A 21,857-nucleotide genomic window follows, 5' to 3' on the forward strand; every position below is an offset into this window, starting at 1 on the left:
CAATTGAATGACAAAATCCAGTTCCCCTTTCCCGAATGATGCTCTAAACGGCGCCGCATGCTTCTGGCTTTCGACACGTCCATGGCGGCCTGCTCGGTGGCGGTTTATGACCCTGCCTCGGGCCGCCTTGTAGCCGGCCGCTTCGCTGTGATGGAGCGCGGCCATGCCGATGCGCTGGCGCCGATGATCAGGGAAGTGATGGCGGAGGCGGGCGTCGCCTTTGCCGATCTCAAGCGGATCGGTGTCACCCGAGGCCCCGGCACCTTCACCGGCGTTCGGACCGGCATCGCCATGGCGCGCGGATTGGCGCTCGCCCTTGAGGTGAAGATCGCCGCCATCGATACGCTCACCGCCATTGCGGCCAATGCGCCGGACGCGGCACCTCTGGTCATCGCCGCCGATGCGCGCCGCGATGAGGTCTATTTTCTTAGGAGTCCCGATGCCGCGCCCGTCGTCTTGCCGGTGGCGGAAGCCGTCCATCGCCTGCCGCCGGAACGCGGCTTCGTGCTGGGCAGCGGAGCCGAGGCTTTGATGGCCATGGCACCGCCGGACCGGCTGGTTCGCCTCACAGTGGGCGACATGCCCGATGCCCGCAATTTCGCCAGGCTGTGCGCCGCGCATCCGCCGGCGAGCGCGCCACCGGAGCCCCTCTATTTGCGCCCTCCCGATGCCAGGCCGCAGCATCAAGGCGTGACGCCGCCCTCCGCGCTCGCCATCCGCGCCGCAACGGTCGGCGAGGCGCCGGTGCTGAGCGCGCTCCATGCGGAGTGCTTCGACAATGCGTGGAGTGCCACCGAACTGGCCAAGCTCATGGCCATGCCGGGAGCGGCCGCCTATCTGGCGATCGACGGCGATGAGCCGGTGGCCTTCCTGCTGGCGCGCCAGGCGGCGGGCGAGGCCGAGATCCTCACCATCGGGACGCGCCCTTTCGCCCGCCGTCGTGGTATAGCCAGAAAACTCATGTCTCATCTCGCCGATGATTTGCGCGCCGCCGGCTCATCGCGGCTCTTCATCGAAGTGGCCGCCGGCAACGCGGCGGCGCGCGCGCTCTATCAGACGGAGGGTTTCGCCGTGACGGGTGCGCGCAAGGCCTATTACGAAAGACCGGGCGGGCGGCGCGAGGATGCCGTGGTGATGATGAAGGCGATCGCATGACGGCACTGCGCGCAGGCATCAAGCTCCTCGGCTTCATCGCCATGACGCTGCCCGGCCTGCCGGTGCAGCGCGCGCTGATTGCCTTTTCCGAAAAGGGCGCCCGGCGTTTTCCCCATCTCTATCATCGCGCCGTCACGCGCTGGCTCGATATCAGGCTCAATATCGTTGGCGAGCCGGTGGCGGGCCGCGCCTGCCTCATCGCGTCGAATCATGTTTCCTGGATCGACATCACGGTCTTGAGCGCGCTGACGCCGCTCTCCTTCATCGCCAAGAAGGAGGTCAACTCCTGGCCGGGCTTCGGCACACTCGCGAGATTGCAGCGCACCGTCTTCATCGACCGCGACCGGCGCCAGGGCACCGGCGCGTCGCGCGATGAGATGCAGGAGCGGCTGAAGGCCGGCGAGACCCTGGTGCTCTTCGCCGAAGGCACATCGAGTGACGGCTTTCGCGTGCTGCCCTTCAAGAGCGCCTATTTTGCCGCCGCCGAAAGCGCCGATGTCGTGGTGCAGCCGGTGACATTGGCCTATCGCGGTCATTGGGGCGTGCCGATGATGCGCCGCCGCCGTCCCTTCTATGCCTGGTATGGCGATATGGATATGGGCCCGCATCTCTGGCAGGCGCTGGCGCAGGGGCCGATCGAGGTCGATGTCATCTGCCACGAGCCTTTGACGCTGGCCGAGGCCGGCAACCGCAAGCTGCTGGCCAAACAGGCGGAAGACGCGGTGCGCAAGGGGCTGGTCGAGGCTCTATCCGGCGCGCGCGCCTGATTTCCACTTCCTTCTGTCGGCGTTCCTGATCAGGAGCGCCGCCGCCTCGGCGGCCGATGCGGCATAGCCGGGGTCCCGGTGAATGAGGATCTGGGCGACGGCGCCATCGAAGAGAATCATGATCTGCCGGGCAAGCTCCGCCGCATCGGCAATTGCGTCCGCCCTCAGGATATCCGCGAGCCAGCCTTCGAAGCTCTTCTTGTGCCTGGCCGCAATGAGGCGGGTCGGATGGCCCGGCAGATTGGCGAATTCGGCCGCGGCGCGCAGGAAGCTGCATCCGCGCCATTGCCGGTCCTGGCAGCTCTTTGCGAGATGCTCGAAGACGCGCCGCACCCGCAGCGCGGCGGGCTCTCCGGCCTTGGGCAGCAAGGCTTGATAGCGGCCGAGAGTGGGCTGGTCGCGTCCGTCCAGATAGGCGGCGATCAGGTCGTCCTTGGTCTTGAAGTGATAGTAGAGCGTGCGCTTCGTCACGCCGGCAGCGAGCGCGATGGCATCGACGCCGACGGCGCGGATGCCCTGATTGTAGAACAGCGCATCCGCCGCCGCGATGAGCTTCTGGCGGGTTTTGGTCGAGTCCTTGGGCATTCCGCATGTATACCGACTAGTAAGTATACATTCCAGAATATCCGGCGAAACTGGATCCGATCGGGCCGGCGACATTAGCCGGCGGAATCGGGAGTGCCCGTGAATAGCGAAGCAAATGGCCGGCGGGACAATGTTCCTCTCGGCATCGTTGTCATCGTCCTGACGGTCTTCGCCATGGCGAGCGCCGATGCGGTGATCAAATATGTGAGCGCCACCTTCACCTTGTGGCAGATCTATGTCGTGCGCTCGCTCATCGTCATGCCGATGATCATGGCCCTCATGACCTTGGGGCCGCGGCAGGCCTTTGCGGCCAGAGCCATATTCGGCTGGCCGTTTCTGCGCGGCCTGATGCTCGCTTTCATGTATGTCGCGATCTATGCGGCGATGCCGGTGCTGAGCCTCGCCACCATCGCCGCGTCGCTCTATACGGCGCCGCTGTTCATCGCCGTCCTGTCGCCGCTCCTGATGGGCGAGAAGGTCGGCCTGTGGCGCTGGGCTGCGGTGGTGCTGGGTTTTCTCGGCGTGCTGACCATCTTGAGGCCCGGGGCCGACAGTTTCTCGCTTCTGGCGTTGATCCCCGTTGTGGCCGCCGTGCTTTACGCCCTCGCGGCGATTGTGACGCGCACCAAATGCGCCACGGCGCCGCCAGCCGTGCTGGCGCTCGCCCTCAACCTCGCCCTTCTGCTGGTAGGCGTCCTGGCGACGGCGTTCCTTGCCATATGGCATCCAGGCGGGAGCCGGACATCTCACTACCCGTTTCTCTTCGGCCATTGGACAGCGATGGGACTGCGCGAATATGGGATCATCGCCATCCTCGCATGCCTGATGGTGGCCATCAGCCTGGGCCTCGCCAAGGCCTATCAATCGGCGCCGCCATCGGTCATAGCCACCTTCGACTACAGCTATCTGCTGTTCTCGGTGTTCTGGGGCTTTATCCTGTTTGGCGATGTTCCCGATGTCCCGGCCGTCGCCGGCATGCTGATGATCGCCGCGGCCGGACTTGTGGTCATCCGGCAGCAAGGCCAGCCGCGGGGCCGGTCTTTCCAGCCCGGTTCACAGGTCCCTTGAAATGGTCTAGATCACGGCCCGCTTGTCCTGCAGGAAAGAGGCGCGTGAAGAAGGTCCACATCAAGTCCTATGGTTGTCAGATGAATGTCTATGACAGCCAGCGCATGGGCGATCTCCTGGTGCCGCTGGGCTATGAGGCCGCGAGCGGGCCGGAGGATGCCGACCTGATCATCCTCAATACCTGCCATATCCGCGAGAAGGCGGCCGAGAAGGTCTATTCCGAGCTCGGCAAGTTGCGCCATCTGAAAGAGAGCCGCAGCCGCGCCGGCGAAGCACCGGTGATCGCGGTCGCAGGCTGCGTGGCGCAGGCCGAGGGCGAGGAGATCGTGCGCCGCGCCAAGGGGGTCGATCTCGTCTTCGGCCCGCAGACCTATCACCGCCTGCCTGAGCTTCTCAAATCTCGTGCCGAAACCGGCCGGCCCGTCATCGAGACCGAGTTCCCGGCCGAGGACAAGTTCGATCACCTGGCGCGGACGAAAGTGAAGCGCGGCGTCACCGCCTTCCTCACTGTCCAGGAGGGCTGCGACAAGTTCTGCACCTTCTGCGTCGTGCCTTACACGCGCGGCAGTGAATTCTCGCGGCCCGTGGCGCAGATCGAGGCCGAGGCGCGCGCCCTTGTCGAGGCGGGCGTGCGCGAGATCACACTTCTCGGCCAGAATGTGAATGCCTATCATGGCGCCGGATTGGACGGCGAGACCTGGTCGCTGGCGCGTCTCATCACACATCTGTCACGCATCGATGGTATCGAGCGTTTGCGTTTCACCACTTCGCACCCGCGTGACATGTCGGATGATCTGATCGCCGCCCATGCCGAGAACCCCAAACTGATGCCTTATCTGCATCTGCCCATCCAGGCGGGAAGCGACCGCATCCTCAAGGAAATGAACCGGGGCCATCGCTCGGAAGATTATCTGAAGTTGATAGCCCGCATCCGCCAAGCCAGGCCCGATATCGCTTTGTCGGGGGATTTCATTGTCGGCTTTCCGGGCGAGACCGAGGCCGATTTCGCAGCGACGCTCGCGATCGTTCGCGAGGTCTTCTATGCCGGCGCTTTTTCCTTCAAATATTCCCCGCGCCCCGGGACGCCCGCTGCCGCGATGGCGGGTCAGGTTCCCGAGGAGGTCAAATCCGATCGCCTGGCGCGCCTGCAACACCTTCTGGGGACGCAGCAGAAAGCGTTCAATGAGGCCTGCAAGGGCCGCAATATGCCCATTCTGCTGGAGAAACCGGGCCGCCATGACGGCCAGCTGATCGGCCGTTCACCCTATCTGCAAAGCGTATATATTGACGCTGGGACACATGCTATTGGGGACATGGTGAACGTGACCATTGATGCAGTTGGATCGAACAGCCTTTCGGCCCATATTCATCCCTAGATGCCAGTGATTCTCCCATCCCGAACCCAGACCGAAGGAGCTGCCTCTCTTTGAGTTCGCGCGCCAATGCCCGTGACGCAGCCGGTTCCAGATCCGGCGCCATGGCGGAAGATCGAGACATCACCACCCTGGTTTTCGACGACAATCGTTTGCTGGCGCCTCTGTTCGGCGAGCATGACGAGCATCTGGCGCTGATCGAGCATCGTCTCGGCGTCGACATCACGCCGCGCGGCAACCGCATTTCGGTCAAGGGGCCGCAGGTCGCGCGCGACAACGCCCAGATGGTCCTGACGACGCTCTATGAGCGCGTGCGCCGCGGCCTCGAGGTCACGCGCGGCGATGTCGAGGGCGCCATCCGGATGAATCTGTCATCGAGCGGCGATGCCGCCGCCGATGAATCCTCCGTCCGCACCAGGCGCAAGCTGGTGACGCCGAGGACGCCGATGCAGAAGGCCTATGTCACGGCCATCCGCAAGAACGAGCTCGTCTTCGGCACCGGACCCGCCGGCACCGGCAAGACCTATCTCGCTGTCGCCTGCGCCGCCGCCGCGCTCATGAATGGCGAGGTCGACCGCATCGTCCTGTCGCGCCCCGCGGTGGAAGCGGGCGAACGCCTGGGCTTCCTGCCGGGCGACATGAAGGAGAAGGTCGATCCCTATCTGCGCCCGCTCTATGATGCGCTTTATGACGTGATGCCGGCACCCCTGGTGCAGAAGGGTCTCGCCGAGAATACGATCGAGATCGCGCCGCTCGCTTTCATGCGCGGCCGCACGCTGGCTTCGGCCTTCATCATCCTGGATGAGGCGCAGAACACCACGCCGCAGCAGATGAAGATGTTCCTGACCCGGCTCGGCGAAGGCAGCCGCATGGTGGTGACGGGAGATCCTTCGCAGATCGACCTGCCGTCGGGCGTGAGCTCGGGTCTCGATGACGCGCTCGCCATCCTCAAATCGGTCGAAGGCATTTCCCATATCGCCTTCACCGCCGCCGACATCGTGCGCCACGCGCTCGTCGGCCGCATCGTCTCGGCCTATGACAAGCACAGCCAGAAGGCGTCCCGCAATCGCGGCGCAAAATGATTGCCGTCATCGACATCGCCGATGACGCGTGGAAGCGCGTCGCGGATCTGGAAGCGCTGACCGACCGCGCCATCCGCGCCACTTTGAGACAGGTGGGGGCTGAGGAGAATGTCGAGATCGACCTGCTCTTTGCCAGCGACGCCGAGGCCGCTAAACTGAACAGTGAATGGCGCCGCAAGGACTATGCTCCCAATATATTGTCCTTTCCGGCGCCCCGGGGGCATGATCTGCCCCCCGGAGAACCAAAGCCGCTTGGCGATCTCGTCCTGGCATCGGGGACGGTGGCTCGCGAAGCGTTAGAACAAGGAAAGCCTTTGACGTCGCATCTGACCCATCTCATCGTCCATGGAACCCTGCACCTCCTGGGCTTCGACCATATTGCCCAGGCGGAGGCCGAGCGCATGGAGGCCGCCGAGATCGCTATTTTGGCCGGGCTCGGCCTGCCGGACCCCTATCTGATATGAGCGACCCTGCTCCCTCTCCCAAGCCCGACAGCCTGCTCGCCAGGCTGAAGGGCCTGTTCTCCAGCGAACGTGACGCGACATTGCGGCAGAGCCTCGAGGGCGTCATCGCCAGCCACGATGCGCAGAACCCGGCCGCTATGCTGGGCGCCGAAGCGAAGTCGATGATGCTCAATCTCATCAAATTCGCCGATCTGCGCGTCGATGACGTGATGGTGCCGCGCGCCGACATCGTGGCGATCGAGGCGTCGCTCTCGACGCGCGAGCTGCTCGCGCGCTTCATCGACGCCAACCATTCGCGCATGCCGGTCTATCGCGAAAGCCTCGATGATCTCTCCGGCATGATCCACATCAAGGATCTGGTGCGCTGGCTGGCCCAGAAGGGCGCCAAGGCGCGGCGCAAGAAGGGTGCCAGGGAGGCAGCTTTTGCCGGCCTGTCGCTGACCGAGACCGATCTCGCCACCGAGGTCCATGCGCTCGGCATCACGCGCGAGGTCCTGTTCGTGCCGCCCTCGATGCCGGCCGGCGATCTCCTCATCAAGATGCAGTCGACCCACATCCACATGGCGATCGTGGTCGACGAGTATGGCGGCACCGACGGGCTCGTCTCGATCGAGGATCTGGTCGAGCAGATCGTCGGCGATATATCGGACGAGCATGATTCCGACGAGCAGCTGATCGTCAGCAATGCCGACGGCTCCTTCACCGCCTCCGCCCGCGCCGATCTCGAGGAGCTCGAGAAGCTCCTGAATGTCGATTTCCTGCCCGAGGAGCGCGATGAGGAAACCGACACGCTGGGCGGTCTGATCTTCTCGATGTTCGGTCGTGTGCCGGTGCGTGGCGAGTTGCTGCGCCACGATAGCGGGATCGAGTTCGAGGTTCTTGAAGCCGATCCGCGCCGCGTCAAGCGCGTGAAGATCCGGGCACCGCTGCCTCAGGCGCCGGCCGGACCCGAAGCAGCGTTATCGGAAGACAAGTCCGGTTGACAGAAGCTGCCGGCGACAGCACCGCCACAACCGGATTGTGGCGAAGGGGATGAGGTTTTCCAGACCGGGCGTCACAGCATGGAGGGCAGCACGCGGTCGGGCGGCTTGTGTCCGTCGACCCAGGTCTTGATGTTGATGATGACCTTCTCACCCATGTCGATGCGGCCTTCGATGGTGGCCGAGCCCATATGCGGCAGGAGCACGGCGCGCTTGGCCTTGAGGAGGCGCGGATTGACGGCGGGCTCATGCTCGAACACATCGAGACCGGCACCGCCGAGCTCGCCCGCTTCCAGCATGCGCGCCAGCGCATTCTCGTCGATCACTTCGCCCCGCGCCGTGTTGACGATGATCGCATCCTTGCGCATGAGCTTGAGGCGGCGCGCCGACAGGAGGTGATAGGTGGCGGGCGTGTGCGGGCAGTTGACCGAGACGATGTCCATGCGTGCCAGCATCTGGTCGAGGCTTTCCCAATAGGTCGCGTCGAGCTCCTCGGCGATCTTGGCGTGAACGGGCTTGCGGTTGTGATAGTGGATCTGGAGCCCGAAGGCCTTGGCGCGCCGCGCCACCGCCTGGCCGATGCGGCCCATGCCGATGATGCCGAGCCGCTTGCCCCAGATGCGGTGGCCGAGCATCCAGGTCGGCGACCAGCCTTGCCAGCTGTTGTCCGGGCCGATGACGGCCGCCCCTTCGGTAAGGCGCCGGGCCACGGCCATGATGAGGGCCATCGTCATGTCGGCGGTGTCCTCGGTGAGGACACCCGGCGTGTTGGTCACGGTGATGCCGCGCGCCACTGCCGTCTCGACATCGATATTGTCGACGCCGGTGCCGAAATTGGCGATGAGCTTGAGCTGATCGCCCGCCTGGCCGATCACCGCCTTGTCGATGCGGTCGGTGACGGTGGGCACCAGCACTTCGGCCTGCTTGACCGCTTCGATGAGTTCCGCCCGGCTGAAGGCATGATCGTCTGAATTGAGCCGGGCGTTGAACAGTTCCATCATCCGGGTCTCGACCACGTCGGGAAGCTTGCGGGTGACGATGACCAGGGGTTTGCGCTTGGACATAAAATGTAACTCCGCGAGGCCGGCCATTGAGATAATCTTAACCTTGCATAGCCAAGGCTAGCCAAAGGGTTTATATTACCGTTATCCGGCTCGTGTAGACGACCCTGTGGTGTCTAGCAAAGGGCATGGCAAAGACAAGGCCTGGAGCCGGGGACGGCCATGCATCGACCGAGGGGAATGCATATGGTCCAATCAGCCGCGACGCGGCGCAGAATCGGGTCGGCGATTCTGGGGTTTGCCTGTATCGCCATCGCCGTGGCCACGGCATGGTCGCTGATGGCTGGGCAATCGACAGGCTCTGGGGCGATCGCCAAGGCGGCGGCCGACATCACTGGCTCGACCGGGTCGGTCGACCGGGCCGTCGGGCCTTCCGGCCTGCCCTTGCCGCGATTCGTTTCCCTGAAGGCCGACAAGATCAATGTGCGGCGCGGCCCCTCGAGCGAGCACCAGGTCGCCTGGGTCTTCCAGCGTAAGGGTCTACCGGTCGAGATCACCGCCGAATTCGAGAACTGGCGGCGCATCCGTGACAGCGACGGCGATGAGGGCTGGGTCTATCAGAGCATGCTGTCGGGCAAGCGCATGGCGCTGGTGGCGCCCTGGCGCAAGCAGGAAGCGGTGCCCCTCTACAGTTCGCCGAGCGCGACTTCGAGCCTGGTCGCCATGGTCAAGGCCGGGGTCGTCGCGGCCCTGGAAGACTGCACCGGCGACTGGTGCAGCGTGAATGCCTCGGGCTACGAGGGCTGGATGGCCCAGCCGATGATCTGGGGCGCCTATCCGGGCGAGCAGCTCGATAAATAAACTAGCTTTGCCGCGCCTTGAGCCGGACGATGATGTCGATCCGGCCCACTTCCATGCCGGGTGGCGGCTCGGGCAGGCCCTTGATGGTGAGGTTGTCGGAGGCGATGTCGAACAACCGTCCCTCGCGCTCGACATAATAGTGATAGTGATTGGACGTATTGGTGTCGAAATAGGTGCGATCGCCCTCGATGGCCACTTCCCTGAGGAGGCCCGCGCCAGTGAACTGGTTGAGGGTATTGTAGACGGTCGCCAGCGAAACGGGCACGCGCGCGGCCACCGCCTCGGCATGCAGCTGCTCGGCCGTGACATGCCGGTCGCCTGCGCCGAACAGGATCTCGGCCAGCGCCAGGCGTTGCCGTGTCGGGCGCAAGCCCGCCCCGCGCAACCGGGTAGCAACAGTCTCGGAATTCATCAACGTTCCTTCAAAATCACCTGCCGGAAGTATAGCGAATTTCGGCCGGGGCCTGCAATGGTGCCGAAAATGGGTATTTTGGTGGCCGAACCCTTCGCCTTTAAAGCTGGGGATCGGTATGTTAGGAAGCTGTTCGCGGATGTCACATGACGGGGAGCGGAATAGCGGAACAGATGGCCGAACGGAAATCGCGTTTTCTTTACGATGAGTTGATCGCCTGCGCCCGCGGCGACCTGTTTGGCCCGGGCAATGCCCAGTTGCCGTTGCCGCCGATGCTCATGTTCGACCGCATCACCCATATTTCCGATGCGGGCGGGGAATTCGGCAAAGGCCAGATTGTCGCAGAGCTGGACGTCAAGCCCGATCTCTGGTTCTTCCCGCCGCATTTCCCGGGCGATCCCGTCATGCCCGGCTGCCTGGGCCTCGACGCCCTGTGGCAGATGCTGGGCTTCTTCATGGGCTGGCTGGGAGCACCCGGCAAGGGCCGGGCCTTGGGTGTCGGCGAGGTGAAGTTCACCGGCATGGTCGTCCCCACCGTCAAGAAGGTCGAGTATGTGGTCAATCTGAAGCGCGTCATTCTGCGCAAGCTCAATCTCGGCATTGCCGATGGACTTCTCAAGGCGGATGGAGAGACTATCTATACAGCGGCCGATCTGCGCGTCGGTCTGTTCAAGCCCGTTCAGGCCTGAAGGAGGCACAAGACCATTATGCGCCGTGTCGTCGTCACCGGTATTGGTATCGTTTCGAGCATTGGCAACAATGCCCAGGAAGTCGTGGCTTCGCTGAGGGAAGCCAAATCCGGCATCGTCACGGCGGCAGACTATGTGAAGCTCGGCTTTCGCTGCCAGGTCCATGGCGCCCCCACGCTCGATCTCGAAAGCTCGGTCGACCGCCGCGTGCGCCGCTTCATGGGCGATGGTGCGGCCTGGAACTGGGTGGCGATGCGCCAGGCCATCACCGATTCGGGTCTTGAGGAAAGTGACGTCAAGAACGAGCGCACCGGCATCATCATGGGCTCGGGCGGCCCATCGACGCGCACCATCGTGACGGCCGCCGACACGGCGCGCGAAAAGGGCCCGAAGCGGGTCGGTCCCTTTGCGGTGCCGGCCGCCATGTCGAGCACCAACTCGGCGACGCTCGCCACCCCCTTCGGCATCAAGGGCGTCAATTATTCCATCTCCTCCGCCTGCGCCACCTCGGCCCATTGCATCGGCAACTCCGCCGAGCTCATCCAGTGGGGCAAGCAGGACATCATGTTCGCCGGCGGCGGCGAGGAGCTCGACTGGACCTTGTCGGTGCTTTTCGACGCCATGGGCGCCATGTCGACGAAATTCAACGCGACGCCCGGCAAGGCGTCCCGCGCCTATGACAAGAACCGCGACGGCTTCGTCATTGCCGGCGGCGCCGGCACGGTGGTGCTGGAAGAGCTCGAGCATGCCAAGGCGCGCGGCGCCAAGATCTATGGCGAGATCGTCGGCTATGGCGCCACGTCCGACGGCTATGACATGGTCCAGCCCTCGGGCGAGGGCGCGGCGCGCTGCATGCGCCTGGCGCTCGCCACCGTGAAGGAGAAGGTCGACTATATCAATCCGCATGCCACCTCGACGCCGATCGGCGACAAGAAGGAGATCGAGGCCATTCGCGAGGTCTTCGGCAAGAACATCCCGGCGATCTCCGGCACCAAGTCGCTGACCGGCCATTCGCTGGGGGCGACGGGCGTGCAGGAGGCCATCTATTGCCTCCTGATGATGAAGAACGGCTTCATCTGCGAGAGCGCCAATATCGAGGAGCTCGACCCGGAATTCGCCGACATCCCCATCATGCGCAAGCGCCGGGACGATGTGGAGATCAATGTGGCGATTTCGAACAGCTTCGGCTTCGGGGGCACCAACGCGACGCTGGCCTTGCAGCGCTACAACGGATAGCGCGCGACGACAGAATAAGATCAGGCGGACAATCTAGGGCCTCGGCCGGGCAGCCGGAGCGATCGGGAGCAAAAGGGGAGTGATGACAAACGGGTTGATGAAGGGCCGGCGCGGCCTCATCATGGGGGTGGCGAATGATCATTCGATCGCCTGGGGGATCGCCAAGGCGCTGCATGCGCAAGGGGCCGAGCTCGCCTTCACCTATCAGGGCGAGGCCTTCGGCCGGCGCGTGAAGCCGCTGGCCGAGACGGTCGGCTCGAAGCTGGTATTGCCTTGCGATGTCGAGAACAGCGCCACGGTGGACGAGGCGCTCGCCGCCATCGCCAAGGCATGGCGGTCGATCGATTTCGTCGTGCATGCCATCGCCTTTTCCGACAAGGCCGAGCTCAAGGGCAAATATGCCGATACGAGCCGCGAGAATTTCGTGCGCACGATGATCATCTCGTGCTTTTCCTTCACCGAGATCACCCGCAAGGCGGCCGCCCTTATGCCGAATGGTGGTTCGCTGGTGACGCTCACTTATGGCGGCTCGGTCCGGGTGATGCCGAACTACAATGTGATGGGCGTGGCCAAGGCGGCGCTCGAATCCTCGGTGCGCTATCTTGCCGCCGATTACGGCCCGCAAGGCATCAGGGTGAATGCGATCTCGGCCGGCCCGATGCGCACGCTGGCCGGCGCCGGCATCGGTGATGCGCGCGCCATGTTCAGCTTCCAGAAGCGGCACTCGCCCTTGCGCCGCACCGTGACGCTCGAAGAAGTGGGGGGTGCCGCCCTCTATCTGCTCTCGCCTCTGTCGGGCGGCGTCACCGGCGAGATCCATTATGTGGATTCAGGCTACAACATCATCTCGACCCCGCGTCCGGAAGACCTGAAGCGCGCTTTCGAGGAAGGCGACGACTGATCAGGTCCGTTATCCGCCCTAATCCCTGCGAATGAAAACAATAAGCTCGCATCTCGCCGGAACTGGCATAAATCCAGGCCAGCCAACCGGAAGAGGCCAGCGAGCATGCGTGATCCGCGCTACGATATCTTGTTCGAGCCCCAGCGCATCGGGCCGGTGACCGCCAGGAACCGTTTCTACCAGGTGCCGCACTGCAATGGCGGCGGCTATCGCGATCCCTCGGCCGCGGCGGAGATGCGCCGCACCAAGTCGGAAGGCGGCTGGGGCGTGATCTTCACCGAGCAGACCGAGCTCCACCACACCTCCGAGATCACGCCTTTCATCGAGCTCAGGCTCTGGGACGACGCCGATATGCCGATGCTCCACCGGATGGCGGATGCCATGCACCATCATGGCGCGCTGGCCGGCATCCAGCTCGCTTATTCCGGCATCAACGGCCCCAATCTCTACACCAAGGAAGTGCCGCGCGGTCCCTCCGCGCTGCCGATCCGCACCTTCACCAATGATCCGGTTCAGGCGCGCGCCATGGATCTCGAGGATATCCGCGACCTGCGCCGCTGGCACCGTATCGCCTTCAGGCGCGCGAAAGCGGCGGGCTTCGACTTGGTCTGCCTCTATGGCGCGCATGGCTTCGGCATCATCCAGCATTTCCTGTCGCGGGCCACCAATCAGCGAGGCGATGAATATGGCGGCTCGCTCGCCAACCGGGCGCGGCTGATGCGCGAGCTGGTGGCGGAGGCCAAGGATGCGATCGGTGACAGCTGCGCCGTCACCTTGCGGCTGTCGCTCGACGAGATGATCGGCGAGCTGGGCTTCGCCAATGCGGAGCTGCGCGATCTGATCGAGATGCATGCGGAGCTTCCCGATCTGTGGGACCTGGCCCATGGCGCCTGGGAGGACTGTTCCGGCCCGTCGCGCTTCAAGGACGAGGCGGCGCAGGAAGACCTCGTCCACGGCATCAGGAGGCTCACCTCGAAACCCATTGTCGGCGTCGGCCGCTTCACCTCGCCCGACGTGATGGTGCGGATGATCAAATCGGGCACGCTCGATTTCATCGGCTGCGCCAGGCCTTCGATCGCCGATCCCTTCCTGCCGAAGAAGATCGAGGAAGGGCGCATCGACGACATCCGCGAATGCATCGGCTGCAACATCTGCATCACCGGCGACATGACCATGTCGATCTCGCGCTGCACGCAGAACCCGACCTTCATGGAGGAGTGGCGCAAGGGCTGGCACCCGGAACGCATCGCGGCAAAGGGTGTCAGTGAGAGCGTCCTCATCGTGGGGGCGGGGCCGGCCGGCCTCGAGGCGGCCCGCGCTCTGGGCGAGCGCGGCTACAAGGTGGCGCTCGCGGAAGCGGGCACCGAACTCGGCGGGCGGGTTGCCAGGGAATGCAAGCTGCCCGGCCTTTCGGCCTGGGGACGGGTGCGCGACTACCGGGCCTACCAGCTGTCGCGGATGGCGAATGTCGAGACCTATTTCGACAGCCGTCTCACCGCCGATGACGTCCTGTCCTTCGGCTTCGAGAATATCGCCGTGGCGACAGGAGCGGCCTGGCGCCGCGACGGCGTGGCGCGCGCCCATGTGGTGGCAATGCCGATCGATCCCGTGATGCCGCTCTTCACGCCCGATGATCTGATGGCGGGCCGGTTGCCGAAGGGCCGGGTCGTTCTCTTCGATGACGATCACTATTACATGGGCGGCGTCCTTGCCGAGCTTCTGGCGGCGACGGGCGCCAGGGTTACACTGGTGACGTCCTCCGCCTATGTGTCCGACTGGGCGCGCAACACGCTCGAGCAGGGCGCCATTCATCGAAGGCTTGCAGGCCTCGGCGTCGAGATCGTGCTCAACCGGACCGTGACCCGGGTCGTGGCGGGCGGCGTTGCCACTGCCTGCGCCTATACGGGCCGTGAGCTCGATCTCGTCGCTGATGCGGTGGTGCTGGTGACCTCGCGGCTGGCCGAGGACAGCCTGTGGCAAGCGCTCAGAGCGCGGCAGGAGGAATGGGCCGGGAATGGTATCCGCAGCATCAAGGTCATTGGCGATGCCGAGGCGCCGGGACCCATCGCCTGGGCAACCTATGCCGGCCATCGTTTCGCGCGGGAGCTCGATATGCCCGATATCGGCGATGCGCTGCCTTTCCGCCGCGAAGTGGCGGCGCTCGCAGCGGATTGATCAGGGCCTCTTCACACGGCGCAAAGTGAGGTTGATGCGTCCGCCCTCCCTGAGCAGCGTCGATGTGCCGGTGAGCACGCGGTCGATGCCGTGATAGCGCAGCCGCGATGCGCCCCCCATCACCAGCACATCGCCCGAGGCGAGCTTGAGCGTCTCGGTCTTGCCCGAGCGCTCGGTTCCGCCGATCCGGAAGATGGCCGTGTCGCCGAGCGAGATCGAGACGACCGGGGCTGAGAAATCCTCTTCGTCCTCGTCGCGATGGAGGCCCATTTTGGCCCCCTCGCGGTAGTGATTGACCAGGCAGGCCTCGGGCTCATGCGGATAGCCTGAGACCTTGCTCCAGACCTCCATGACCACGGCAGGGATCGCCGGCCAGGGCTCGCCCGTCTCGGGATGCCGGGCCTGATAGCGATAGCCAGCCCGATCCGACACCCAGCCCAGCTGGCCCAGATTGCTCATCCGGACCGTGAAAGGCCGGCCGCTTCGCGGCATCACCGGCGTGTAGAAGGGCGCCTTGGCCAGGCATTCTCCCAGGACAGCGACCAATGTCTCTTGCGCCGCCCTGTCGAAATAGGACGGCAGGTATTTGAGTCCGTTGCTCATGCAGCCGGAGATCCTGATCTTTGCCAAGCCTGGCGGCCACCCGGAAGCCGCTCTGGAACCGGCATTTTTCCCTTCACTGAAACTTGATAGGGCCGATTTCCAACCTTATATAGCCCCCGAACGCCGGATTCACCCCGCCCGACAGGGAGGTCCGGTCAAACGTAAATTGGGGACCCGCACCCCCACTGAGTCCGGGGCGGAAGTGCCGGATAGGGCTTCCACCAGGGTCTGCCACCAGGAGGTTTTGTAAATGGGAAAAGTCATCGGGATCGACCTTGGAACGACCAATTCCTGCGTCGCCGTGATCGAGGGCAAGAACCCCAAGGTCATCGAGAACGCGGAAGGCTCGCGCACCACCCCCTCGATCGTCGCCTTCAATGCCGACAATGAGCAGCTCGTCGGCCAGCCGGCCAAGCGCCAGGCCGTCACCAACCCGGAGAACACCTTCTTCGCCATCAAGCGCCTGATCGGCCGGCGCTGGAACGACCCGATGGTCGAGAAGGACAAGAAGCTCGTCCCCTATTCGATCGTGAAGGCGGACAATGGCGATGCGTGGGTCGAAGCCCGCGGCCAGAAATACGCGCCCTCGCAGATCTCGGCCTATATCCTCCAGAAGATGAAGGAGACGGCCGAGCGCTATCTGGGCGAGCCCGTCACCCAGGCGGTCATCACCGTTCCCGCTTATTTCAACGACAGCCAGCGCCAGGCGACCAAGGACGCCGGCAAGATCGCCGGCCTCGAAGTTCTGCGCATCATCAATGAGCCGACCGCGGCGGCCCTCGCCTATGGCCTCGACAAGAAGGAAGCCGGCACCATCGCGGTCTATGACCTGGGCGGCGGCACCTTCGACATCTCGGTGCTCGAGATCGGCGATGGCGTCTTCGAGGTGAAGTCGACCAATGGCGACACGTTCCTCGGCGGCGAGGACTTCGACATGCGCATCGTCGATTATCTCGCGGAAGAGTTCAAGAAGGAGCAGGGCATCGACCTGCGCAAGGACAAGCTCGCCTTGCAGCGCCTGAAGGAAGCCGCCGAGAAGGCCAAGATCGAGCTCTCGTCCTCGACCCAGACCGAGATCAACCTGCCCTTCATCACCGCCGACCAGACCGGGCCGAAGCATCTCACCTTGAAGCTGACGCGCGCCAAGCTCGAAGCGCTTGTGGATGACCTCATCCAGAAGACGGTCGAGCCCTGCCGCCAGGCCTTGAAGGATGCCGGCATCACCGCCGGCAATATCGACGAGGTCGTCCTCGTCGGCGGCATGACCCGCATGCCGAAGGTCATCGAGACGGTGAAGCAGTTCTTCGGCAAGGAGCCGCATAAGGGCGTCAATCCGGATGAGGTCGTGGCCATGGGTGCCGCGATCCAGGCCGGTGTCCTCAAGGGCGAAGTGAAGGACGTTCTCCTTCTCGACGTGACGCCTCTGTCGCTCGGCATCGAGACCTTGGGCGGCGTGTTCACCCGCCTCATCGAGCGCAACACCACGATCCCGACCAAGAAGAGCCAGGTCTTCTCGACGGCTGACGACAATCAGACCGCCGTGACGATCCGCGTCTTCCAGGGCGAGCGTGAGATGGCGGCCGATAACAAGCTCCTGGGCCAGTTCGACCTCATGGGCCTGCCGCCGGCGCCGCGCGGCATGCCGCAGATCGAGGTCACTTTCGACATCGACGCCAATGGCATCGTCAATGTGTCGGCCAAGGACAAGGCGACCAACAAGGAGCAGCAGATCCGCATCCAGGCCTCCGGCGGTCTTTCCGACGCGGAAGTCGAGAAGATGGTCAAGGACGCCGAGGCCAATGCCGCCGAGGACAAGAAGCGCAAGGATCTGGTCGAGGCCAAGAACCATGGCGAGAGCCTGATCCATTCGACGCAGAAGTCGCTCGCCGAGCATGGTGACAAGGTCTCCGCCGCCGACAAGTCGACGATCGAGGCCGCCATTGCCGATCTCAAATCGGCGATGGAAGGCGAGGACGCCGAGGCGATCAAGGAAAAGACCAACGCCTTGGCGCAGTCCGCCATGAAGCTCGGCGAGGCGATCTACAAGGCGCAGAGCGCGCAGCAGCCGGGCGGCGACGCCGGCGCTGATGCGGGCGCTGCCGGCAAGGATGGCGCTGACGATGTCGTCGATGCCGACTTCACCGAGGTCAAGGACGACGACGACAAGAAGTCGGCCTGATAGAGATGGCCTGTAACGGTCCAGGCATCCTTCTCCCCGCTTGCGCGGGGAGAAGGTGCTTTTTTAGGGCCGGGTGAGGGACGGACGGGTCAGCATGGCCAAGCGCGATTATTATGAAGTCCTGGGGGTCCAGAAAGGCGCCGACGACAAGGAGCTGAAGAGCGCCTATCGCAAGCTCGCCAAGCAGCTCCACCCCGATGCCAATCCGGGCGACAAGACGGCCGAGCACAAATTCAAGGAGATCACCGAAGCCTATGACGTCCTGAAGGACCCGCAGAAGAAGGCGGCCTATGACCGCTTCGGCCATGCGGCCTTCGAAGGCGGCATGGGCGGGCGCCCGGGCGGCGGTCCGGGCTTCGGTCCCGAATTCACCTCCTCGATGTCGGATATTTTCGAGGACCTGTTCGGCGAGTTCATGGGCGGTGGCCGTGGCCGGGGCGCCGGGCGCGGCAGGGGCTCGGCGGCGGCGCGGGGCTCGGATCTGCGCTACAATATGGAAATCAGCCTCACCGAGGCCTTCACCGGCAAGACCGCGCAGATCAGGGTGCCGACGGCGACCCAATGCGAGGTCTGCAAGGGCTCGGGCGCCAAGCCCGGCTCCCATCCCAAGACCTGCGGCACCTGCGGCGGCCAGGGCGCGGTCAGGGCCTCCCAGGGCTTCTTCACCGTCGAGCGCACCTGCCCCACCTGCCATGGCAGCGGCCAGGTGATTTCCGACCCTTGCGGCAATTGCGCCGGCCAGGGCCGCATCACCCGCGAGCGCACCTTGTCGGTGAATATCCCGGCCGGCGTCGAGGACGGCACCCGCATCAGGCTTGCCGGCGAGGGCGAGGCGGGGTTGCGCGGCGGCTCGGCGGGCGATCTCTATATCTTCCTCTCCGTGCGTCCGCATGAATTCTTCCAGCGCGACGGCGCCGATCTATTCTGCAAGGTGCCGGTGTCGATGATCGCGGCCTCGCTCGGCGGCGATATCGAAGTGCCGACCATCGACGGCAAGAAGGCGCGCGTGTCGATCCCGGAAGGGGCGCAGACCGGCAAGCAGTTCCGCCTCAAGGGCAAGGGCATGCCGATCCTGAGATCCAACCAGATGGGCGACATGTATATCCAGGTGACGGTCGAGACGCCGGTCAACCTGTCGCGCCGGCAGCGCGAGCTCCTGAAGGAATTCGAGAATGAAGCGCGCAACAACTCGCCCGAGTCCGAGGGCTTCTTCGCCAAGGCGCGTGCCTTCTGGGAAGGCTTCGGATCTTAAGCCTTCTCCATCCGTCATCCCGGCGAAAGCCGCGGCTTGCGCCGGGATGACGGAGTGTGGGGTTGTCGGCGATGAATGACTGCTAAACAGCACCTTCATCCTCGATATGAAGGACGCGCCCGCAATGCTTGCAATGGACGGCATCGGCGTCGTGGCGCAGCAAGCCGCAATCGGGGCATTTGTGCTCGACCTTGTGCGGCCGGATCAGGATCTGGATAAGGCGCAGGAACAATGACACGCCGAAGATCATGATGAGGACCGCGAGCATGCGGCCCCAATGGCCCTGCAAGGTGATGTCGCCGAAGCCGGTGGTGGTCAGCGTCGAGACGGTGAAATAGAGCGCATCGGCATAGTTGGTGATGTGCTCGTTGATGCCCCGCTGGCTCTCATAGACGATCCCCGTGGTGACGAAGATGAACAGGCCCAGATTGAGGGCGGCCATCACCGTCTGCTCGTTCTGGCGGAACAGCGTGGAATCGCGCCGCATGCGGCTCAGCACCATAGGCGAGCGCATGACGCGCAGGACCCTGACCACGCGCAGGAAGGCGAGGCCCTCGCCGGCGAACGGTGCCAGTAGCGAGGCGATGACCACGATATCGGCGAGATTGGCCGGGTTCATGAGATCGCCGAGGCGGTTGCGGCTGATCCAGAAGCGGGCGATGAAATCGGCGAGGATGAGGAGCCCGATGACGATGTCGATCACCCCGATGACGGGCGAGCGCTGAAGGAAGGACGAGACGATCAGGAACACGATGGTCGCGATATCGAAGGAGATGAGGCCGTAGCGGAAGCGATGCGCCCCGGCACTTCCGCCTTCATAGAGCTCCCTGACGATATTTTTCAGTGCCATTGACCGTTCCGGTCCTTTCACTTAACGAGGCTTCTCCAAGCCCATGCCAGGAGAGGCAGAATGCCCAAGGCCTATTGGATTGCGCAAGTCACCGTGTCCAATCCCGACCAGTACAAGTTCTACGCCGAGGCGGCCCCGCTCGCCTTCGCCAAATATGGCGCCCGGATCCTGGCGCGCGGCGGGCGCTCCGGCCAGATGGAAGGCGAAGGCCGTCCGCGCAATGTGGTGATCGAGTTCCCGTCCTATGACGATGCGATCGCCTGCTACAATTCGCCCGAATATCAGTCTGCCAAGGCCAGGCGCAAAGGCGCGGGCGAGGCGAATATCGTCATTGTCGAGGGTGTCTGAGCATGGCCAAGGGCTATTGGATGGTGCGCGTCACGGTGAATGACCCTGAGCGCTACAAGGACTATGTCGCCGCCAACAAGGCGGCGCTCGAGAAATATGGCGCGAAGTTCATCGTGCGCGGCGGCAATTATGAGGTGGTGAAGGGCAATTCGCGCGAACGCCACGTGATCCTCGAATTCGAGTCTTTCGCCACCGCCAGAGCGTGCTTCTTCTCACCCGAATATCAGGCGGCGCTCGCCATCTTCAAGACCTGCGCGGAGAGCGATGTGATCATTGTCGAGGGCGTGTCATGAAGATCGCCATAGCCGGCGCCTCGGGCCGCATGGGCCGGGTCCTGACCCGCATTGTGCATGAGACGCAAGGTCTCGAGATCGCGGGCGGCCTTGAGCCCAAGGGCTCGCCCGCTGTCGGCGCCGATATGGGCGAGCTTGGCGGCATTGGGGCCTTGGGCGTCAGGATTACGGATGACCCGCTGCCGCTTTTCACCAAGATCGAGGGTCTGATCGACTTCACCGTGCCCAAGGCGACGCTGGCGCTGGCCGAGCTGTCGGCGCAGGCCCGCATCGTCCATGTGATCGGCACGACCGGCATCGACAAGGATGGCGATGAGAAGATCAGGGCCGCGGCGCGCCATGCCCGCATCGTGAAATCGGGCAATATGAGCCTGGGCGTGAACCTGCTGGCCGCGCTGGTGAAGAAGGTTGCGGCAAGCCTGGGCGAGGATTTCGACATCGAGATCCTCGAAATGCATCACAAGCACAAGATCGATGCGCCCTCCGGCACGGCATTGCTGCTGGGCCAGGCGGCCGCCGAGGGCCGCAAGATCGAGCTGGCGAAATCCTCCGTGCGCTCGCGCGACGGCCATACCGGTGCGCGCCCGCAGGGCCATATCGGCTTCGCCACTTTGCGCGGCGGCAGCGTGGTGGGCGAGCATACGGTGATGTTTTCAGGGCCCGATGAGCGCATCGAGCTCACCCACAAGGCCGCGAGCCGCGAGATCTTTGCGCGGGGCGCGGTGCGCGCCGCTCTGTGGGCCAAGGACAAGAAACCCGGCCTCTATTCGATGGCCGATGTATTGGAGCTGGAGTAGTCGATGGATCGCATACTGGTGCTTGTCCGCCACGGGCAGAGCGAGTGGAATCTGAAGAACCTGTTCACCGGCTGGAAGGACGTGGACCTGACCGAGAAGGGCATTGCCGAGGCGAAATCGGCGGGCGGGCGGCTGAAGAAGAAGGGGCTCAAATTCGACGTCGCCTATACCAGCGTGTTGAAGCGCGCCCAGCGCACCCTCGATCTGATGCTCGACGAGCTGGGTCAGAAGGGGCTTGAGACCCACAGGGACCAGGCTCTCAATGAGCGCGACTATGGCGACCTCACCGGCCTCAACAAGGACGATGCGCGCAAGAAATGGGGCGAGGAGCAGGTCCATATCTGGCGCCGCTCCTATGATGTGCAGCCGCCCGGCGGCGAAAGTCTGCGCGACACGCTGGCGCGCGCGCTGCCCTATTACATGAAGCACATCCAGCCGGACGTCCTGTCGGGCAGGAGCGTGCTGGTCTCGGCCCACGGCAATTCGCTGCGCGCCCTCATCATGGCGATCGAGGGGCTGACACCGGAGCAGATCCTGAAGCGCGAGCTCGATACCGGCGTGCCGGTCTTCTACCGGCTCAAGGCCGACTCGCGTCCCGAGACCATCGAAATCCTCAAAGACTGATTACGCCGCCAGGGCAAATCCCGCCAAAGTTGAAGACTTTGGTGAGTCGTCCGTGAAGAACTTCCAAGCCATTGATTGGGATTCGATTTTCGGAAGAAGGCCGGCATTGAGTTTGCATGCTTTGGGGGGTTGAGGCCTCAAAAGCTTGCAATTTCGTTTTTG

At 64.0% G+C, this 21,857-nt stretch carries 23 protein-coding genes; 18 read left to right on the top strand and 5 right to left on the bottom strand.

Annotation, left to right across the window (positions count from 1 at the left end; translation table 11 throughout):
• Positions 1 to 57 precede the first annotated feature (57 nt).
• Positions 58 to 1,155, top strand: coding sequence for a tRNA (adenosine(37)-N6)-threonylcarbamoyltransferase complex dimerization subunit type 1 TsaB (gene tsaB / locus DT068_RS05505; RefSeq protein ID WP_119388766.1), 1,098 nt, complete (start codon positions 58 to 60; stop codon positions 1,153 to 1,155).
• Positions 1,152 to 1,922, top strand: a complete 771-nt coding sequence (locus tag DT068_RS05510; protein ID WP_368904451.1) for a lysophospholipid acyltransferase family protein — start codon at positions 1,152 to 1,154, stop codon at positions 1,920 to 1,922. Before tsaB ends, DT068_RS05510 begins: the two co-directional genes overlap by 4 nt.
• Here DT068_RS05510 and DT068_RS05515 read toward each other — a convergent pair.
• Positions 1,902 to 2,507: a TetR/AcrR family transcriptional regulator gene (locus tag DT068_RS05515; RefSeq protein ID WP_119388767.1), complete on the bottom strand. Its 606-nt coding sequence runs from the start codon at positions 2,505 to 2,507 to the stop codon at positions 1,902 to 1,904. The genes DT068_RS05510 and DT068_RS05515 overlap by 21 nt on opposite strands.
• A 99-nt stretch (positions 2,508 to 2,606) precedes the next feature.
• Between DT068_RS05515 and DT068_RS05520 the strand changes: the two genes are divergently transcribed.
• From DT068_RS05520 to DT068_RS05540, 5 genes are all read left to right on the top strand, one after another.
• A complete protein-coding gene (locus DT068_RS05520) occupies positions 2,607 to 3,575 on the top strand; it encodes a DMT family transporter (protein ID WP_119388830.1) in 969 nt (322 codons plus the stop codon).
• 44 nt (positions 3,576 to 3,619) lie between these two features.
• Entirely contained in the window at positions 3,620 to 4,951 is a 1,332-nt protein-coding gene (gene miaB / locus DT068_RS05525) for a tRNA (N6-isopentenyl adenosine(37)-C2)-methylthiotransferase MiaB (RefSeq protein ID WP_368904452.1), read from the top strand.
• Positions 4,952 to 5,052: 101 nt separating this feature from the next.
• Positions 5,053 to 6,030 (top strand): PhoH family protein, encoded by a 978-nt coding sequence (locus tag DT068_RS05530; RefSeq protein WP_119388768.1) that lies wholly within the window; start codon positions 5,053 to 5,055, stop codon positions 6,028 to 6,030.
• Entirely contained in the window at positions 6,027 to 6,494 is a 468-nt protein-coding gene (gene ybeY / locus DT068_RS05535) for an rRNA maturation RNase YbeY (RefSeq protein ID WP_119388769.1), read from the top strand. Before DT068_RS05530 ends, ybeY begins: the two co-directional genes overlap by 4 nt.
• Positions 6,491 to 7,477, top strand: a complete 987-nt coding sequence (locus DT068_RS05540; protein WP_119388770.1) for a hemolysin family protein — start codon at positions 6,491 to 6,493, stop codon at positions 7,475 to 7,477. The genes ybeY and DT068_RS05540 overlap by 4 nt, the downstream gene beginning before the upstream one ends.
• Positions 7,478 to 7,548: 71 nt before the next feature.
• Here DT068_RS05540 and DT068_RS05545 read toward each other — a convergent pair whose 3' ends face one another.
• Entirely contained in the window at positions 7,549 to 8,538 is a 990-nt protein-coding gene (locus tag DT068_RS05545; RefSeq protein WP_119388832.1) for a 2-hydroxyacid dehydrogenase, read from the bottom strand.
• Between the two features lie 183 nt (positions 8,539 to 8,721).
• On the opposite strand from DT068_RS05545, the gene DT068_RS05550 reads away from it, so the two are divergent.
• Entirely contained in the window at positions 8,722 to 9,336 is a 615-nt protein-coding gene (locus tag DT068_RS05550; protein ID WP_368904453.1) for an SH3 domain-containing protein, read from the top strand.
• A 1-nt stretch (position 9,337) separates the two neighbouring features.
• Here DT068_RS05550 and irrA read toward each other — a convergent pair whose 3' ends face one another.
• Positions 9,338 to 9,748: an iron response transcriptional regulator IrrA gene (gene irrA, locus DT068_RS05555; protein WP_119388771.1), complete on the bottom strand. Its 411-nt coding sequence runs from the start codon at positions 9,746 to 9,748 to the stop codon at positions 9,338 to 9,340.
• Between the two features lie 173 nt (positions 9,749 to 9,921).
• On the opposite strand from irrA, the gene fabA reads away from it, so the two are divergent.
• The 4 genes from fabA to DT068_RS05575 all read left to right on the top strand — a co-directional run bounded on the left by fabA (position 9,922) and on the right by DT068_RS05575 (position 14,749).
• Positions 9,922 to 10,437 carry a 3-hydroxyacyl-[acyl-carrier-protein] dehydratase FabA gene (gene fabA, locus DT068_RS05560; RefSeq protein ID WP_119388772.1) on the top strand — a complete coding sequence of 172 codons (516 nt, stop codon included), beginning with the start codon at positions 9,922 to 9,924 and terminating at the stop codon, positions 10,435 to 10,437.
• 18 nt (positions 10,438 to 10,455) lie between these two features.
• On the top strand, positions 10,456 to 11,673 hold the full coding sequence (gene fabB, locus DT068_RS05565; protein ID WP_119388773.1) for a beta-ketoacyl-ACP synthase I: 1,218 nt from the start codon (positions 10,456 to 10,458) through the stop codon (positions 11,671 to 11,673).
• Positions 11,674 to 11,755: 82 nt separating this feature from the next.
• Positions 11,756 to 12,574: an enoyl-ACP reductase FabI gene (gene fabI / locus DT068_RS05570; protein WP_119388774.1), complete on the top strand. Its 819-nt coding sequence runs from the start codon at positions 11,756 to 11,758 to the stop codon at positions 12,572 to 12,574.
• Between the two features lie 105 nt (positions 12,575 to 12,679).
• Entirely contained in the window at positions 12,680 to 14,749 is a 2,070-nt protein-coding gene (locus tag DT068_RS05575; RefSeq protein WP_119388775.1) for an oxidoreductase, read from the top strand.
• On the opposite strand, the gene DT068_RS05580 is transcribed toward DT068_RS05575, so the two are convergent.
• Positions 14,750 to 15,352 carry an alpha-ketoglutarate-dependent dioxygenase AlkB family protein gene (locus DT068_RS05580; protein WP_119388776.1) on the bottom strand — a complete coding sequence of 201 codons (603 nt, stop codon included), beginning with the start codon at positions 15,350 to 15,352 and terminating at the stop codon, positions 14,750 to 14,752.
• 250 nt (positions 15,353 to 15,602) lie between these two features.
• Here DT068_RS05580 and dnaK point away from each other — a divergent pair, with 250 nt between their 5' ends.
• Together dnaK and dnaJ are read left to right on the top strand one after the other, a co-directional pair.
• Positions 15,603 to 17,531: a molecular chaperone DnaK gene (gene dnaK / locus DT068_RS05590; RefSeq protein WP_119388778.1), complete on the top strand. Its 1,929-nt coding sequence runs from the start codon at positions 15,603 to 15,605 to the stop codon at positions 17,529 to 17,531.
• 94 nt (positions 17,532 to 17,625) lie between these two features.
• Complete coding sequence (dnaJ, locus tag DT068_RS05595) at positions 17,626 to 18,783, top strand: molecular chaperone DnaJ (protein WP_119388779.1); 1,158 nt, start codon at positions 17,626 to 17,628, stop codon at positions 18,781 to 18,783.
• Positions 18,784 to 18,865: 82 nt separating this feature from the next.
• On the opposite strand, the gene DT068_RS05600 is transcribed toward dnaJ, so the two are convergent.
• Positions 18,866 to 19,633 (bottom strand): potassium channel family protein, encoded by a 768-nt coding sequence (locus DT068_RS05600; RefSeq protein ID WP_119388780.1) that lies wholly within the window; start codon positions 19,631 to 19,633, stop codon positions 18,866 to 18,868.
• A gap of 60 nt (positions 19,634 to 19,693) precedes the next feature.
• Between DT068_RS05600 and DT068_RS05605 the strand changes: the two genes are divergently transcribed.
• Genes DT068_RS05605 through DT068_RS05620 form a run of 4 tightly spaced genes read left to right on the top strand, consistent with a single transcriptional unit; the run spans position 19,694 to position 21,695 of the window.
• Positions 19,694 to 19,981 (top strand): DUF1330 domain-containing protein, encoded by a 288-nt coding sequence (locus DT068_RS05605; protein WP_119388781.1) that lies wholly within the window; start codon positions 19,694 to 19,696, stop codon positions 19,979 to 19,981.
• Positions 19,982 to 19,983: 2 nt separating this feature from the next.
• On the top strand, positions 19,984 to 20,274 hold the full coding sequence (locus DT068_RS05610; protein ID WP_119388782.1) for a DUF1330 domain-containing protein: 291 nt from the start codon (positions 19,984 to 19,986) through the stop codon (positions 20,272 to 20,274).
• A complete protein-coding gene (gene dapB, locus DT068_RS05615) occupies positions 20,271 to 21,071 on the top strand; it encodes a 4-hydroxy-tetrahydrodipicolinate reductase (RefSeq protein ID WP_119388783.1) in 801 nt (266 codons plus the stop codon). Before DT068_RS05610 ends, dapB begins: the two co-directional genes overlap by 4 nt.
• Positions 21,072 to 21,074: 3 nt before the next feature.
• Positions 21,075 to 21,695, top strand: coding sequence for a 2,3-bisphosphoglycerate-dependent phosphoglycerate mutase (locus DT068_RS05620; protein WP_119388784.1), 621 nt, complete (start codon positions 21,075 to 21,077; stop codon positions 21,693 to 21,695).
• Positions 21,696 to 21,857: the final 162 nt, after the last annotated feature.

The sequence above is a fragment of the Taklimakanibacter lacteus genome (assembly GCA_003576695.1).
Taxonomy (GTDB): Bacteria; Pseudomonadota; Alphaproteobacteria; order Rhizobiales; family Aestuariivirgaceae; genus Taklimakanibacter; species Taklimakanibacter lacteus.